This is a genomic window from Rhizobium sp. AQ_MP (genome assembly GCF_014237835.1).
Taxonomy (GTDB): Bacteria; Pseudomonadota; Alphaproteobacteria; order Rhizobiales; family Rhizobiaceae; genus Allorhizobium.
The window spans coordinates 216,484-230,187 of record NZ_JACJVI010000004.1 but is presented as its reverse complement, the minus strand read 5'-3'; the positions used below and the strand labels follow the sequence as shown (position 1 = coordinate 230,187).

Annotated in this window: 15 protein-coding genes; 9 read left to right on the top strand and 6 right to left on the bottom strand. The window is 61.2% G+C overall.

What is annotated here, in order from left to right; all coding sequences use genetic code 11:
- Nucleotides 1–57 precede the first annotated feature (57 nt).
- Nucleotides 58–579 (top strand): glycosyl transferase, encoded by a 522-nt coding sequence (locus tag H6M51_RS09170; RefSeq protein WP_185809567.1) that lies wholly within the window; start codon nt 58–60, stop codon nt 577–579.
- On the opposite strand, the gene moaB is transcribed toward H6M51_RS09170, so the two are convergent.
- The 4 genes from moaB to H6M51_RS09150 all read right to left on the bottom strand — a co-directional run bounded on the left by moaB (nt 580) and on the right by H6M51_RS09150 (nt 4,979).
- Nucleotides 580–1,128 (bottom strand): molybdenum cofactor biosynthesis protein B, encoded by a 549-nt coding sequence (moaB, locus tag H6M51_RS09165; protein WP_162548199.1) that lies wholly within the window; start codon nt 1,126–1,128, stop codon nt 580–582.
- Complete coding sequence (locus tag H6M51_RS09160; protein WP_185809566.1) at nt 1,125–2,024, bottom strand: 4-(cytidine 5'-diphospho)-2-C-methyl-D-erythritol kinase; 900 nt, start codon at nt 2,022–2,024, stop codon at nt 1,125–1,127. Before H6M51_RS09160 ends, moaB begins: the two co-directional genes overlap by 4 nt.
- A gap of 5 nt (nt 2,025–2,029) precedes the next feature.
- Nucleotides 2,030–3,841: a tetratricopeptide repeat protein gene (locus tag H6M51_RS09155; protein ID WP_185809565.1), complete on the bottom strand. Its 1,812-nt coding sequence runs from the start codon at nt 3,839–3,841 to the stop codon at nt 2,030–2,032.
- A gap of 121 nt (nt 3,842–3,962) precedes the next feature.
- Complete coding sequence (locus H6M51_RS09150; RefSeq protein WP_185809564.1) at nt 3,963–4,979, bottom strand: polyprenyl synthetase family protein; 1,017 nt, start codon at nt 4,977–4,979, stop codon at nt 3,963–3,965.
- 125 nt (nt 4,980–5,104) lie between these two features.
- Here H6M51_RS09150 and H6M51_RS09145 point away from each other — a divergent pair, with 125 nt between their 5' ends.
- The 7 genes from H6M51_RS09145 to H6M51_RS09115 all read left to right on the top strand — a co-directional run bounded on the left by H6M51_RS09145 (nt 5,105) and on the right by H6M51_RS09115 (nt 10,503).
- Nucleotides 5,105–5,335 carry a DUF2007 domain-containing protein gene (locus H6M51_RS09145; protein ID WP_054148845.1) on the top strand — a complete coding sequence of 77 codons (231 nt, stop codon included), beginning with the start codon at nt 5,105–5,107 and terminating at the stop codon, nt 5,333–5,335.
- 7 nt (nt 5,336–5,342) lie between these two features.
- Nucleotides 5,343–6,149 (top strand): tRNA1(Val) (adenine(37)-N6)-methyltransferase, encoded by an 807-nt coding sequence (locus H6M51_RS09140; RefSeq protein ID WP_185809563.1) that lies wholly within the window; start codon nt 5,343–5,345, stop codon nt 6,147–6,149.
- A 92-nt stretch (nt 6,150–6,241) separates the two neighbouring features.
- Entirely contained in the window at nt 6,242–7,105 is an 864-nt protein-coding gene (locus H6M51_RS09135) for a S49 family peptidase (protein ID WP_185809562.1), read from the top strand.
- Nucleotides 7,106–7,141: 36 nt separating this feature from the next.
- Nucleotides 7,142–7,336 carry a hypothetical protein gene (locus H6M51_RS09130; RefSeq protein ID WP_162548204.1) on the top strand — a complete coding sequence of 65 codons (195 nt, stop codon included), beginning with the start codon at nt 7,142–7,144 and terminating at the stop codon, nt 7,334–7,336.
- Between the two features lie 122 nt (nt 7,337–7,458).
- Nucleotides 7,459–8,598 (top strand): sensor histidine kinase, encoded by a 1,140-nt coding sequence (locus H6M51_RS09125; protein ID WP_185809561.1) that lies wholly within the window; start codon nt 7,459–7,461, stop codon nt 8,596–8,598.
- A gap of 140 nt (nt 8,599–8,738) precedes the next feature.
- Nucleotides 8,739–9,671 carry a glycine--tRNA ligase subunit alpha gene (locus H6M51_RS09120; RefSeq protein WP_162548231.1) on the top strand — a complete coding sequence of 311 codons (933 nt, stop codon included), beginning with the start codon at nt 8,739–8,741 and terminating at the stop codon, nt 9,669–9,671.
- A gap of 115 nt (nt 9,672–9,786) precedes the next feature.
- Entirely contained in the window at nt 9,787–10,503 is a 717-nt protein-coding gene (locus H6M51_RS09115; RefSeq protein WP_185809560.1) for a DUF3800 domain-containing protein, read from the top strand.
- A gap of 9 nt (nt 10,504–10,512) precedes the next feature.
- Here H6M51_RS09115 and H6M51_RS09110 read toward each other — a convergent pair whose 3' ends face one another.
- The gene (locus tag H6M51_RS09110) at nt 10,513–10,914 is read right to left on the bottom strand and encodes a response regulator (RefSeq protein ID WP_162548207.1); all 402 of its coding nucleotides are present in this window, start codon (nt 10,912–10,914) and stop codon (nt 10,513–10,515) included.
- Nucleotides 10,915–10,941: 27 nt separating this feature from the next.
- Nucleotides 10,942–12,954, bottom strand: a complete 2,013-nt coding sequence (locus H6M51_RS09105; protein ID WP_185809559.1) for a PAS-domain containing protein — start codon at nt 12,952–12,954, stop codon at nt 10,942–10,944.
- A gap of 184 nt (nt 12,955–13,138) precedes the next feature.
- Between H6M51_RS09105 and H6M51_RS09100 the strand changes: the two genes are divergently transcribed.
- On the top strand, nt 13,139–13,690 hold the full coding sequence (locus tag H6M51_RS09100) for a LemA family protein (protein ID WP_185809558.1): 552 nt from the start codon (nt 13,139–13,141) through the stop codon (nt 13,688–13,690).
- Nucleotides 13,691–13,704 lie beyond the last annotated feature (14 nt).

Sequence of the window (13,704 nt, the reverse complement as noted above, 5' to 3'; positions counted from 1 at the left end):
ACAAACTTCAAGAATCTGTATGTGGCAAAACTTTGTGCAATGCGGTAGATATAGGCAATGTTGACAGTGATCATGGAATGCCACGACCAGGAACCCGAGCTTGCACAGACGCTGTCCGTGCTAGTTGCCGGTGCTGTCGAAGGGCTTGTGAGTGATGTGATCATCCTGGACCATGGTTCGACGGACGGCTCGTCCTTCGTGGCCGATGCCGCCGGTTGCCGCTTTTATCAGCAATGGGACATGAAGGATCTGCTGGGGAAGGCACGCGGCGAATGGCTTCTCCTGATCGAGCCAGGCGCCCGGCTCGGCCAGGGTTGGGTCGACGAGGTGGCGGAATATGTTGCGCTCAACAAGGCGCCAGCCCGCTTTTCCGAGTCGCGGCTTTACCGGCTTCCCCTCTACAGGCGTCTGACCCGCAGCACGCCGCCGCTGGAAAATGGACTGCTGATTCCCAAACGTCAGGCGCAAGGGCTTGCCGGTGAGGGCAGGGAACTGCTGCAACTGGCGCGAGGCCACAAACCCCGTCGGCTTGCCTGCGAGATCATCCCCTCTTGGGTCGCCCGCGAAGCACGCCGCTGATCAGCTTTGGCTGCGCTTTAGATGCTCGTCGAGCCTCGGCATGATTTCCACGAAATTGCAGGGCATGTGCCGGTAGTCGAGTTGGAGCTTGATGATACCGTCCCAGGCATCCTTGCACGCGCCCGGTGATCCGGGCAGCACGAAGATGAATGTTGCGTTTGCCACACCGCCGGTTGCCCGCGACTGGATCGTTGATGTCCCGATCTTGTCGTAGGAGATGCGGTGGAAGACTTCTGAAAAGCCGTCCATGCGCTTTTCGAACAGGGGCTCCAGCGCCTCTGGCGTGACGTCGCGGCCGGTGAAGCCCGTGCCGCCGGTGGTGATCACCACGTCGATCTCAGGCGTTTTTGTCCAGGCCTCGACCTGCTCGCGGATCGCCGCCTTGTCGTCCTTGACGATGGCCCGGGCCACGAGGCGATGGCCGGCCTCTTCGATCCTCGCGACCAGCGTGTCGCCGGATTTGTCATCGGACAGGCCGCGTGTGTCCGAGACGGTGAGCACGGCAATGCCAACCGGTATGAAAGGGCGGCTCTCGTCGATACGGCTCATCGGCTGTCTCCAGATACGGTGCGCGTCAGCAGCACATACCAGTTTGGCCGATAGGCCGAAAGCGCAAGAGCGGCGCGCATCGCCGCAGCCTCTGTCTGATAAAGCCCGAAACAGGTGGCGCCGGACCCGGACATCCGCACGAAACCAGCAAGGCTCTGACGCAGAAGATCACAGGCTTCGGCAATTTCTGGCACCAGCGTCTCGGCGGGTGGCTGCAGGTCGTTGCGCAATGCTGAGAGCGACTGCATCCAGGTCGCAACATCGGTTGACTGCAGCATCTCGCCGATCGGTTCATTGTCGCGACGCTTCAGGTTGCGAAAGATCTCCGGCGTCGAAACAGGTTTCAGCGGGTTGACCAGCACCAGCGGCAAGGAGGGCATGGTGGCGAACTCGATCGCTTCACCGATCCCGCGCGCCCGAAGTGGCGTCGAGGCAAGGCACATAGGCACATCCGCCCCGAGTTTCACGGCAATCTGTTCCAGCCTCCCGGGAGCCAGTTTCGCGTTCCAGAGTTTCAGAAGCCCTCGCAATGTCGCTGCCGCATCTGCCGAGCCACCGCCGATCCCCGACGCGATCGGCAGGCTCTTGTCGAGCGTGATGCATACGGGTCCATAGGGCTCGCCGTATTCGGCCAGTGCTGCCCGCAGCAGATCGCGCGCCCTCAGAACAAGATTGTCTTCGCTTGAAAGTCCACTCCCGAAGCGGCCGGACACGATAAAGCCGTCTTGCTCAGCCGTCTCGAAGGTAAGTTCGTCGCCGTCTTCGGCGAAGGTCACGAGGCTGTCGAGCAGATGATAACCGTCATCGCGACGGCCCGTGACATGCAAAGCGAGGTTGATCTTGGCCGGAGCCGTCTCGACGATCCGCTCCGGCCGGCGCTCTGCAACAGGGGTCATGCGGATCAGGTCTTCTTGTCGTCTTTCTTGGGTTCTGCGGCCGGCTTGGTCTCGACCTTCGCCGCATCAGCCTCGATTGGCGGCAGCCCCTTGTCGATCTTTGCCTGGATCTTCGGAATCTGCACCTCTTCCGGTTCGGAGGCCAGTGCCCGCTTCCACTGATACTTGGCCTCGAGCTTGCGCCCGACGCGCCAGTAGGCATCTCCCAGATGGTCGTTGATCGTCGCGTCACCAGCCCTCAGCTCGACGGCCCGTTCCAATTCGACCACCGCTTCCTCGAAGCGGCCGAGGCGATAATAGGCCCAGCCCAGCGAGTCGACGATGTAGCCGTCATCCGGCCGCAGTTCGACGGCCTTCTTGATCATCTCCAGGCCTTCCTGGAGATTGCGGTTCATGTCGACCCAGGAGTAGCCCAGATAGTTCAGAACCTGCGGCTGATCGGGATTGAGTTCAAGCGCCTTGTGGAAGTTCGGCTCCGCCTTCTCCCACTTCTTCAGACGCTCGTAGGCAATGCCACGCTGGAAGAACACAGACCAATGGTTCCGCAATGGGTTGGGACCGATGATCTCGATCGCCCGGTCGTAATTCTCCGCCATGGCTGCATAGTCCTTGGCATCGGAGAGCACGCTACCATAGGCAAGATAGCTTCTGATGTCCTGTGGATCCGATGCGATGAGCGCCTGCAGATGTTCCCGGGCCTCGGCGACCTTGCCGGTCTCGGCCAGCGTCAGGCCAAGCTGCAGCTCGGAAATGCGGCGCATCGGCGAAGTCTCGGGAACCTGCCGGTAAAAGGCGATCGCCTTTTCCGGTTGCTTCGCATTCTCCGCAATGCCGCCCAGCAAGATCAGCGTATCGGCCGCTTCCTTGTCCAGCGCATGGGAAAGCTGGAGATAAAGCATGACGGTGTCTTCGGCACCCTCGCGATTGAGCGCGCCGCCAATCGAGAACAGCACGCCGGCCGCGCCTTGAGCCGCCGAGGCAACCACCGGCTTCGGCTTGCCGCCCGCTTCGATTTCGTCCCGCAACGCCTTGAACGGCGCGTAATTGGTAATGAGCTCGTCCCCGGCCGCCAGAGCGTCGAGAGCCTTCTGCTTGTTGCCGGCCTGCGCCTCAAGCGTCGCAAGCGCAATGACGGCGCGCGCAAACGTATCCGGCGCCGTAGCGCCGCCGTTGCGATCCGTCACCGTCTCGGTCAGGGCTTTTCGGGCTGCGTCCACGTCTCCGATCATGGCTGCCATCACGCCGGCATTGTAGTTCCGGAAAATGCCGTACCAGCTCGGGCCTTTGATTTCCTGCACCAGCTTCAGGGCTTCCTTGCCCTTGTCCTCGCCAACCTTGGTCCAGGCGATCAGCAACTGGTTCATCAGGCGATCAAGATCATTCGGACCCTGATACTTGAAATGCTTCAAGGCTTCGCTGTAGTTGCCGTCCCGGATTGCGCGGAAGCCAAGCGCAACGGATGTCACGCGCTCGACGGCCGGATCGTTTTCAAGCACCTTTGCGAGATCGGCACCTTCATCGAACTCGCCGTTCATGATCAGCGCGATCATCAGTCGCTGCTGCAGCTCCAGCTCGTTGGGCGTGAATTCCAGAGCCTTCTTGTAGAACTTCACCGCACTCGGATAATCGCGGTCGGCCTCAGCCGTCCGTGCGGCAAGAAAGGCGCCGGCGAAGGAATCGACGGCTTCGATATCGAAACTCTCGGCCTCTGCGGGTTTGTCGCTGCCGGCCGCATTGGCCAGTGGCGCCAGCGAGAGGCTCATAAGAAGCACGAGCGCGGTGCCAGCGAGAGTGCGAAGGGCAAAGCTTTGCCGCATGAACGAGCCTTTCCAGATCCGAGAACGAGCGCCGGTTGCCCGCGCGCGGACGATCGTACGATGATTCACCGACAGAATGGCTTTTTTGAAGCAGCCTCGCAAGCAGCTCGCAGCGTCTGCGTCAATTCACGCGCGAGATGCAGAAATCGATCACGTCGTTGAGGGCGCTCTTCCATGGCGTCTCGGGCAGCGGGGCCAGCGCATCGCGTGCGATGGTGCCGTAATGCTGCGCGCGCTGAATGGTGTCGTTGAGCGCGCCATACTTGGCGATCAGGCCGAGCGCCTTCTCGAGCCGCGCATCGTCGTTCTGCCCACCTTCGATCGCCTCCTTCCAGAACTCCCGCTCTGCCGCCGTGCCGCGGCGATAGGAGAGAATGACTGGAAGCGTGATCTTGCCTTCCCGGAAATCGTCACCGACATTCTTGCCGGTTTCTGCGGCCTTGCCGCCGTAATCGAGCACGTCGTCGACCAGCTGGAAGGCGAGGCCAAGATTCATGCCGTAGGATTTCATCGCGCTGCGGGTAGCCTTGTCCGTGCCGGCAACGATGGGACCCACTTCGGCGGCGGCAGCAAACAGGGCCGCGGTCTTGGCGCGGATCACCGCCAGATAATCGTCTTCCGTCGTCTCCATGTTCTTGGCGACGGAAAGCTGCAGCACCTCACCTTCGGCAATCACGCAGGCCGCCGTCGAGAGCACGTCGAGCGCCTCGAGCGAGCCGACCTCGACCATCATCCGGAAAGCCTGGCCAAGCAGGAAGTCGCCCACGAGAACGCTGGCCTGGTTGCCCCAGATGGTGCGGGCGGTGGACTTGCCACGGCGCAGATCGCTTTCATCGACCACATCGTCATGCAGCAGCGTTGCCGTGTGCATGAACTCAACGGATGTCGCGAGCTTGATGTGATGGTCGCCTTCGTAGCCGAACATAGACGCGGTCGCCAGCGTCAGCATCGGGCGCAGCCGCTTGCCGCCGGACGAGATCAGGTGGTTGGCCACCTCAGGGATCATCTGCACATCCGAGCCTGCCTTCGACAGGATCAGCTGGTTGACGCGCTCCATGCCGCTTTTGGTCAGGTCCACCAGAGGCTTGACGGATGCCTGTTTGTTTTTGCTTTCCTCAAGCGGTATGACTACGCCCAACGCACCGGACTCCTGTTCAGTTTGGTGGCCGACAATAAAAAGCCCGGAAGGCCACGGCAAGGGGCGAATTGCCTCGCCTGCCGGCTTGAACACGGTTTTGCCGTTAACAGTGAGTTCTGAAATCGATGCATGAGATCATTCGCAGCAACGACGTCGTCTTGCTCTCCTTTGCCGAAAGCCTGATGCGGGATGCCGGGATCGCTTCGATGATCGCAGACCAGTCGATGAGCATTCTGGAGGGTTCGCTCGGCATGTTGCAGCGACGCCTTCTTGTCGATTCCGACTGCGTGGATCAGGCCCGCCGCATCCTGACCGATGCCGGCCTTGGGGCAGAACTGCGCGACCGCGAAGCGTGAGGGCGCGATGGCGGCAAGCGTAGAGCCCAGCCTCGACAAGCCTCAGGCCGAAACGGTCGATGCCTTCCATCGCGGTCGTTTCCATCTCGTGCAGCCCGTCGGTCGCGGCCATCGCGCCGGCATGGACGCCATGCTGCTCGCCTGTCTGATCGTGGATGATCGCGCCATCCGCGTTGCCGATCTCGGTGCGGGAGCCGGAGCCGCCGGTCTGGCCGTCGCAACCCGGCTTCCCCATGCTTCCGTCGTTCTTGTCGAGCGCTCGCCTGACATGGCCGGCTTCGCCCGCAAAAGCCTCGCACTGACGGAAAATGCCGATGTCGCATCTCGTGCCGAGGTTATCCAGGCCGATGTCACTTTGACCGGCAAGGCCCGTGTCGCTGCCGGCCTCGCCGACGACAGCTTTCACCACGTCATCATGAACCCTCCCTTCAACGACCCGGGCGACCGCAAGACACCCGATGCGCTGAAGGCGGAAGCCCATGCGATGACGGAAAACCTGTTTGAAAGCTGGATCCGGACGGCGGGTGCCATCATGATCCCCGGCGGACAGCTGTCGCTGATCGCAAGGCCCCAATCGATTGCCGAAATCATCGCCGCCTGCGGCAAGCGCTTCGGCGGACTGGAGATCACGGCTATCCATCCGCGACCGGGCGAAAATGCGACCCGCATCCTGGTCACCGCCATCAAGGGTTCGCGGGCAAGGCTTCAGTTGCGCGCGCCGCTTCTCATGCACGACAATCCCGACAGCCACGCCTTCGCGCCCTTTGTCGATGATCTGAACAATGGCCGGGCCGGATATCCGCGCCTGCGTTGAAAACACTGATTTTCCGGGGCGACCATTGTGTTTGCGGCCTCGCTTCTTACATCTCCCATCAGATTGAGATCGTGAGGAGTTGAAACGCGACCATGGCAGGCTTTCTGAAACGACTGGTTCCCAAGCGCTTCCAGAAGAAGGGTATCGTCATTCCGGTCGTCAGGCTGCATGGGCCGATCATGAGCGGCGGTTCGCGCTTTCGCCCTGCATTGAACCTCGCCTCGGTCGCCGGCCAGCTGGAAAAGGCCTTCGCCATGAAGGACAGCCCGGCGGTGGCGCTGTCGATCAATTCGCCGGGCGGCTCGCCCGTCCAGTCGCGCATGATCTACGACCGCATCCGCGCGCTGGCCGAAGAAAAGAACAAGCGTGTTCTGGTCTTCGTCGAGGACGTCGCGGCCTCCGGCGGCTACATGATCGCCATTGCCGGTGACGAGATCATCGCGGACGCAACCTCCATCGTCGGCTCGATCGGCGTAGTCTCTGGCGGCTTCGGTTTTCCGGAACTCCTGAAGAAGATCGGCGTCGAGCGCCGCGTCTATACCTCTGGCGAGAACAAGGTGATCCTCGACCCCTTCCAGCCGGAAAAGGAAAGCGATATCGAATATCTCAAGACCCTGCAGGCGGAGATCCACGAGATCTTCATCGACATGGTCAAGGCCCGCCGTGGCGCGCAGCTTGCCGACGATCCGACCCTGTTTTCTGGTCTCTTCTGGACTGGCCGAAAGGGCCTCGAACTCGGCCTCGTCGACCGCCTCGGTGGCCTGCGCGAGGAGATCAAGACCCGCTACGGCAGGGATGCCCGCCTCGAGCTCGTCGGTGCGCAGAAGGGTCTCTTCGGTCGTCGCTTGCCTGGCATCGGTGCCTTCGGCTCGACCGACCAGATCGCTGCTCAGGCAGTCGCCGGTCTTGCCGAGACGCTTGAGGAAAAGGCACTATGGGGCCGCTACGGTCTCTGACCGCAGCGATGGAGAGGGACTGGCGGGCGAGGGGACATGGCGCAGCTAATATTCTTGACGATCCTGGTCGGTGGCGCCTGGCTGCTCTATCGCCGCTTCATATCCGATGCCGAAAAGCTCGCGGCAAAATCCCGCGCCGAAGAAAAGGAGCGGCAGAACCAGGCGATTGGCACGCTGATCCAGGATCCCGAAACCGGAGAATACCGCCCACGCCGCGAAGACGACGACTGATCGGCTTCGCTCGGCCTCGGCCGGTTGTGCGGCATGTTTCGGTTGTGCCGGCGGAAAAGATAACCTAAGCCATTGCACTATCGTCAATTTTGATTTGCGCAGGCTGCTGAAGTTGGAGACCCATGAGCGACACGACGCAGCTTGACGGCATCACGGGCCAGATGGTGGAGGAGATCCGAGCCTTTGATTGGGGAGCGACGTCGCTTGGTCCGATCGACACATGGCCCATGTCTTTGATGACGACGCTTCGCCTCGTGCTCATGACCCGCCAGCCCATGTGTTTTTGGTGGGGCGACGAGCTTCTGCAGTTTCATAACGATGCCTATCTGCCGATGCTGGCAGGCCGGGAAACCAGCGCCCTGGGTCAGCCCTTCCGTGACTATTGGGCCGACGTCTGGGAAGGCATTGAGCCCTTCGTGCGTCGTGCGCAGTCGGGCGAGGGCACCTGGATGGAAAACCTGCCACTGCAGATCCGCCGTGACGGCGTTATGCAGGACAGCTTCTGGACATTCTCCTACAGCCCGCTCTACGACGATCAAGGCCTTATCGCAGGTCTGCTCAACGTCGTGACCGAAACCACCCACGCCGTGGTTGACCGACAGGCGCTGCAGGAAGCCTATGTCGAGGCGCAGAAGCATCTGCACGAGCGCCAGCGGCACGAGGAGGAATTGAAGCTCCTCAATCGTGAGCTTGCGCACCGGATGAAAAACACCCTGGCCATGGTCCAGTCCATCGTCAGCCAGAGCCTGCGCGGCGCAACCTCCATCACGGACGCGGCCACCACCATAGGCGGGCGCATCCAGACGTTGGCAAAGGCCCAGGACGTGCTGACCGGCATGAGCGTCACCGCCGCCGAAATCAGCGCCATCGCCCGTACGGCCGTGGCTCCGCATGTCGATGGCGACGAGCGCATCTCGATCTTTGGGCCGCAAGCCTATCTCTCCGCCCAGCAGGCGCTTGGCCTGTCGCTCGCGATCCACGAGCTTGCCACCAATGCCACCAAATATGGCGCGCTCTCGCGTCCCGAGGGCCGCATCAGCATTCGCTGGCACAAGGGCGAGGATAACAGCTTTACCTTCGACTGGCAGGAAAGCGGCGGTCCGCCGGTGACCGAGCCGACGCGCCGCGGCTTCGGCTCGCGCCTCACCGAACGCGTCGTCTCCGACCTCTTCCAGGGACAGGCCGCAATCCGCTTTGAGCCTTCCGGCGTTTCCTTCTCGCTCGTCGGCAAGCTTCAGCGGGCAGACGAACTCGACGGCTGACGTCCAATCGGCCGAGACAACGCGGCTGGCGGCTCTGAAGGCCGAAACGCTTGACCCTTCCGCCCGCTCATGGCACCAGACGGGCCGCAACTTGAGCCAACCCGATGGATAGCCTGATGAACACGCCCCTTGCCCCGCACATGGACCCCAAGCGCTCCTTTCAGGCGCTGATCCTGACGCTGCATGCCTATTGGGCGGACAAGGGTTGCGCGGTGCTCCAGCCCTACGACATGGAAGTCGGGGCCGGCACCTTTCATCCGGCAACGACGCTGCGCGCACTCGGCCCCAAGCCCTGGCGTGCCGCTTACGTTCAGCCCTCGCGCCGCCCCTCCGACGGCCGCTACGGCGAAAACCCGAACCGCCTGCAGCATTATTACCAGTATCAGGTCATCCTGAAGCCGAACCCGTCCAACCTGCAGGAGCTCTATCTCGGCTCACTGAAGGCGATCGGCCTCGATCCTCTGCTGCATGACATCCGCTTTGTCGAGGACGACTGGGAAAGCCCCACGCTCGGTGCCTGGGGTCTCGGCTGGGAATGCTGGTGCGACGGCATGGAAGTTTCGCAGTTCACTTACTTTCAGGCCGTCTGCGGCATCGACTGCTCGCCGGTCTCGGGCGAACTGACCTACGGTCTCGAGCGCCTGGCCATGTATGTCCAGGGCGTCGACAACGTCTATGATCTCAACTTCAACGGCCGCGAAGGCGAAGAGAAGATCTCTTACGGCGACGTCTTCCTGCAGGCAGAGCAGGAGTATTCCCGTCATAACTTCGAATTTGCCAATACCGAGATGCTGCATCGCCATTTCATCGATGCCGAAAAGGAATGCCAGGCGCTGCTCGCCGCCGGCGCGCCTTCCGACTCGGAAAACCAGCGCCTGCACAAATGCGTCTTCCCGGCCTATGACCAGTGCATTAAGGCCTCCCACATCTTCAACCTGCTCGACGCCCGCGGCGTGATTTCCGTGACCGAACGCCAGGCCTATATCGGCCGCGTCCGCGCGCTGGCGAAGAGCTGCGGCGAGGCATTTCTGCTGACGGATGCCGGTGGGGCGAATTTCGGTCGGGCGGCTTAAATCTGCACGCATTGCGTGAAATTGACTTTCGTGCGAATTTCTACTATATGTAGAGCGCGGTCGAGAGAGCTGCCTTTGCAGTTAACTGAAACTCTGGTTTCACTCGGCCGCCTTCATGTATCTGCTCTATGTCGATGATGCGGGTTCGATACCGAACAAGAACGAGAGGCACTTCGTTCTGGCGGGCATAGCCGTGTTCGAGCGGCAGGTTTATCACCTTGATCTTTTGCTAGATGAGTTGGCGCGAAACATCGTAGCGGAGGAGCCGCACAGGCTGGAGTTTCATGCCAATGAAATGCAGTCGGGCCGCAACCGCTGGCGTCGTCTGGGGAGCAGGGAAGTGCGCCGCGAATGTCTTTGCGAGGCGTTGAAAACCACTGAACAGTTGAAGAGAGAGTGGGCACTTTTCGGCATCGTTGTCGAGAAAGCGGCCATGCCGGATGAGGATGTGATGGACTATTGTTTCGAGCATCTTTGCAGCCGCTTTGACCAGTTTCTGGCACGCATGCATAGGCGCAGCAATACCCAGCGCGGTATCATCATCATGGATGAATCGACCAAAGAAACACGCTTGCAGGAACTGGCCATCAATTTTCGCCGGCACGGCCATCGCTGGGGTAAGCTACGCAACCTCGTCGACGTGCCATTCTTCGTCAACTCCAAGGCGACCCGCCTCGTCCAGTATGCGGACATGGTGGCTTACCCCCTATGGCGTGCCTATGAGCATGGTGATCAGCAGTTCCTCGATGTAATCAAGCCCAGATTCGATCGAGCCGGAGAAGTGGTTCACGGCTTGCATATCTTAAGTCTACCCCGCGCCGGACAAGCCTGAAGAGCTTCCCTAAAACTCCAGCCCCGCCGCCACCCGGTTTTCGATCCGGACCACCAGTCCGTGGATCTTCGCCATCAGCACGTCGAAGTCGATCGGTTTGGTGAGATAGCTCTCTGCGCCGGCGCCTAGGCCCTCGATCATCTTTTCCCGGTCGGCGAGCGCGGTCAGGAACAGGAAGGGCATGTTGGAGAATTGCGGGTGGTTGATCTGCAATTCTCCAAGCATCGAGATCCCGTCCATTTCCGGCATAGTGATGTCGGAGATAACGATATCCGGGCGTTGGGTCAGGATCTTGTCGAGCCCCTCTTTGCCGTTTTCCGCCTGCAGCACGCGAATGCCGGCCTCCTCCAACTCCTCGACGATCAGTTCACGGACGTCTCTTTCGTCTTCGACGCAAAGCACGGTGATCATGTCATCTTCCTTTCAGGCTCCCAGGGGTCAGGCAGCGCTCACCTCCGGCGCCGTTTCGGCAGTATCCTTCGCCGCCGGCCCCTGGACCGGCAGGACGAGGGTGAAGCAGGTTCCCTTGCCGCGTTCGCTTTCGACGAAGATGTCGCCGTCGTGCAGAGTGACGATCTGCTTGACGAGCGACAGGCCGATGCCTGTCCCGGCGATGCCGGTCGAGGTGCGGGCACGGAAGTAGGGCTGGAAGAGTTTCGGCACGTCCTCCGCATCGATGCCCACGCCCTCGTCCTTGACGGAGAGGAAGACGAAGCCGTCCTCTTCCCAGCCCCTGATGGTGATGTCGGGCGCACGGGGCGCGTATTTGACGGCGTTGGACAGAAGATTGGTCAGCACTTGCGAGATCGCCAGCGCATCGCACCGGATCACGGGTGGCAGTGTCTGATAGTCGGCGTCGAAGCGGTGATGCTGGGAGGACAGCTTCTGCCGCTTGATGGCCTGCTCGATGAGCTTGTGCAGCGAGCAGTCCACCAGCGAGAGCTCGATCTTGCCGGTGTCGATGCGCCCTGCGGACAGGAAGCTTTCCATCAGCTCAACCATGCGGGCGACGGCCGAGCGAACCTGCTGCGTCTTCTCGGCCAGAAAGGCGGCTTCCATCTCGCCCTTCTTGCGTTGGATGCGTTGGGCGGCCCCATCGATGATGGCGAGTGGGGTGCGAAATTCGTGGCTGGTCATCGCCACGAACTGTCGCTGCATCGCATTGATGTTCTTTTCCTGCTGAAGGGCTTCCTCAAGTGCCGCCGCCTGGGCGGCAATTTCAGCCGTACGGTGGCGTACGGTCTTCTCCAGTTCGTCGCGGTTGCGGATCAGTTCTTTCTCCGCACGTTTGCGCAGCGTGATGTCCGTATAGCTCAGCACATAGCCGCCATTCGAAAGCGGCTCCGAGCGCACCGCCAGAACCTTGCCGCTCTTGCGTTCGCGCTCGAAGCTGTAGGGCAGGCCGAGCGCAGCCTGTTCCACCCGCTCGCGCACCATGGCTTCAGGATCACCATCACCCCATTCGCCACGACTGGCGTTGTAGCGCAGGATATCCTCGAATGTGGAACCCGGCGGAAAAAGCTCCGGCGGTATGTTCATCAGATCGTAGAGCCGCCGGTTGGCCATCAAGAGGCGTGAGCGATTGTCGAAAACGCCGATGCCACCCGGGATCGCATCGAACACCTGTTCCAGCAAGCCGAAGGCTTTGCGCTGGTCGGCTTTGGCGATCGCGACTTCCGCAAAAAGGTCGGAAGAGGGACCCCGGATGCGCCACACATGCACCTTCACCGGATAGACCGTCCCGTTCCGCCGCCGCTGGATTGCGTCGAATGTCACGCTTTGCGCTCCGCCCGCGACGAGTGGCATGAGCTTGGCGCGATAATCGAGCTCGGAGATGCCGACCTTCAAGGAGGCGGGCGTCATGCCCGCAAGCGCTTCAGGGCTATAGCCGGTGCGGACACTCGCCGTCGCGTTTGTCCGACTGATCGTGAAGCGCTGATGCTCGAAGATATAGATCTCGTCGGTTGAGAGTTCGACCAGGTCCAGAAGGGATGACGTGCAGCCATTGCGCTGCTGTATCACCGGCCCGATCTCCTGCACCAGCAGTCGCAGGGCAGAGAGACCTTCCAATGAAATCGGTTTTTCACTGCGGCTGAAGAACACGCCGATGCCGAAATCGGGATCGCCGGGCATGCTGATCGGGATCCAGTAGGGGATGAGATCGTCCCGGTCGGCAATACATTCCGGCATGCGCGCACCGGGAGGCAGGTCGATCGGCAGGTCCAGCTGGTCGGCAGTGTTGTGATGCAGCAATCGCTGACGGTCCTGTACCGCGTCCCGGATGTAGATGGCCGCCATCTCGGACAGTTCGAGTTGCGGTAGCGCAGTAATGATGGACAGGATCTCCTTCAGTGTCTCGCCAAGCCGGCGATCGAGAATGGCCGCTTTCAGAATTTCGCGGCTTGCCTGAAGGGCCCAGATGGGCTGATTGGTCCAGGTCGTTACTTGCATGCGATTGCCCCGCCGCAAAACACCTCTTGAGCTGCCATATTAGTGATGCCGGATTAATGGATCGGTGCGCGATTGCCATCAATTTGACCGATCGCCCCGGCAGTTGCGCTCTGGAACTTCGGTCATGACTTTCCCGTGACGACCGGCTAACGTGCCGTGCATTCAGCTGGGAGCCTTCCGCATCATGTTCACGACCCTTGCCATCCTTGCCGCCATCGGCCTCTATCTCGTCTTCATCTACAACGGCCTCGTGAAGGCCCGGCAGATGGCCGAGGAAGCCTGGTCCGGCATTGATGTGCAGCTGAAGCGCCGTGCTGATCTGATCCCGAACCTGATCGAGACCGTGAAGGGGTATGCCGGCCACGAAAAGGATACGCTGGAAAGCGTCGTGGAACTGCGCAACAAGGCGCAGGCGGTCCCCGCAGGGGATGTCGCCGGCCGTGCGGCAGCCGAGGGGCTTCTCGGCGCAGCGCTCGGCAAGATCATCGCGCTTGCCGAAGCCTATCCGGACCTGAAGGCCAACGAAAACTTCCTCGAGCTGCAGAAGTCGCTCGAAACCGTCGAGGGCGAGATCCAGATGTCGCGCCGTTACTACAACGGTGCGGCCCGCGATCTGAACGTCAAGGTCGAGAGCTTCCCCAACAACTTCGTCGCCGGCCAGTTCGGCTTCTCGAAGAAACCCTATTTCGAGATTGCCAACGAGGCCGACCGTGCGGTACCGACGGTCAAGTTCTGACGTCCTTCTCCGGA